At 67.3% G+C, this 1,680-nt stretch carries 2 protein-coding genes; one reads left to right on the forward strand and one right to left on the reverse strand.

Annotation, left to right across the window (positions count from 1 at the left end; all coding sequences use genetic code 11):
- Positions 1–98: 98 nt before the first annotated feature.
- The gene (locus tag ACGFN2_RS35875) at positions 99–728 is read right to left on the reverse strand and encodes a class I SAM-dependent methyltransferase (RefSeq protein ID WP_393367182.1); all 630 of its coding nucleotides are present in this window, start codon (positions 726–728) and stop codon (positions 99–101) included.
- A gap of 40 nt (positions 729–768) precedes the next feature.
- On the opposite strand from ACGFN2_RS35875, the gene ACGFN2_RS35880 reads away from it, so the two are divergent.
- Positions 769–1,658, forward strand: a protein-coding gene (locus tag ACGFN2_RS35880; protein WP_393367184.1) for an IS5 family transposase whose coding sequence is annotated in 2 segments (ribosomal slippage) — positions 769–1,123 and positions 1,123–1,658 — 891 coding nt in all. Because the reading frame shifts where the segments join, the coding sequence is not laid out codon by codon here.
- Positions 1,659–1,680: the final 22 nt, after the last annotated feature.

Raw genomic sequence — 1,680 nt, forward strand, 5'->3', positions numbered from 1 at the left:
CTAGGGGCTGTCTGACAATTCCCAGTCCGATCAGCGAGCGTCCGCCGAGCTGGCAGTCCGGAGGTGCGCCGACACCTCAGGGTTTCGCCGGGCAGGGCTTACAAACGGCGGGCCAGCAGGTGGGCGTCGAGGAAGCCCCGTTCGGAGGCCGGATCGTGGAGCAGCCGGGCGAAGGGAACGAGCCCTGCATCGGCAAGCAGTTCGGCGAGGTGATCCGCGGGCCAGCTGTAGGCAGGCGCCACTTTGTGGTCGAACCGGACCGGTTCTTGTCCGTCGGTCCCGAAGAAGGAGACCAGGAGCAGTCCATCCGGCGCCAGGACGCGTACCTGCTCGGAGACCACCTTCGGAAGCTCCGACGGAGGGGTATGGATCATCGAGTAGTGGGCCAGCACGCCACCGAGCGAGCCGTCCTCGATCGGCAGGGATTCCATCCGTGCCTCTTGGAAGCGCAGCGCCGGATGGGCCCGCTGGGCGTGGTCGACCATGCCAGGGGAGAGATCGAGTCCGAAGGCGTCCAGGCCCAGTTCGTGCAGCATGGCCGTCAGATGTCCTGGCCCGCACCCGACGTCCGCTGCCCGCAGGTTGCCCGTCGCGCGCACAAGTTCGGCGAACGTAGCGATCATTGCCCGGGCGAACGGCTGTGTCTCCAGCCGGTCTGCGAACAGCGATGCGTACAGCTCGACGACTCCGTCGTAGGCCGCTCTGGTCTCGTCTTGATGATTCGCCACGGGCAGGACTCTATCTATAGCCGGTCTGATAATTGATCTTGTGGCAGGTCGAGCTGAGTTGACGGATGCGGCATGGGGGCGAATAGAGCCCCTGTTGCCACAGGCGGATGGACGGGGCCGTCCGTGGCGTGATCACAGGCAGGTGGTCAACGGGGTGTTGTGGCGGCTGCGGACCGGGGCTCCTTGGCGCGATCTACCTGAGCGATACGGGCCGTGGCAGACCGTCTACGAGCGGTTCGCCCGGTGGGAGACCGATGGCACGTGGGCAAGGCTGTTGGAGCACGTGCAGGTCTCTGACGACGCGGTGGGCCGGGTGCAGTGGACCGTCGCCGTCGACTCCACGGTAAACCGGGCGCACCAGCACGCCGCAGGCGCCCGTAAAAGGGGGACGCGGAGGGGGACGAACTGGAAGATCCGGGCCGCTCGCAGGCGCGCCAAGCCCTTTGCCGGTCCCGGGGCGGGTTGACCACCAAGGTCCACCTCGCCGTCGACGGCCGAGGTCTGCCGCTGTCGATTGTGCTCACACCCGGCAACGTCAACGACGCCACCGCGTTCGCCGACGTCCTCGACGGGATCCGCACCCCGCGCGCAGGCACGGGCCGCCCGCGCACGACACCGGACTGTGTGCTGGGTGATAAGGCCTACTCCAGCAGGGCCATCCGTCACCTGCTGCGGCGTCGCGGCATCGCCGTCACGATCCCCGAGCGCCGCGACCAGGTGGCCAACCGCCGACGCCGGGGGCGCCGCGGTGGTCGGCCACCCGCCTTCGACATGGAAATCTACCGCGACCGCAACGTGGTCGAACGATGCTTCGCCCGCCTCAAGCAGTTCCGTGCGATCGCAACCAGGTTCGACAAGCTCGCGGACCGCTACCGTGCGGGAGTCGTCCTGGCCTCCCTGATTCTCTGGCTCCGTGAAGCGGCCAGGTAATTATTTGTCAGACAGGCTCTAG

The sequence above is a fragment of the Streptomyces sp. NPDC048612 genome, from assembly GCF_043199295.1.
Classification (GTDB): domain Bacteria; phylum Actinomycetota; class Actinomycetes; order Streptomycetales; family Streptomycetaceae; genus Streptomyces.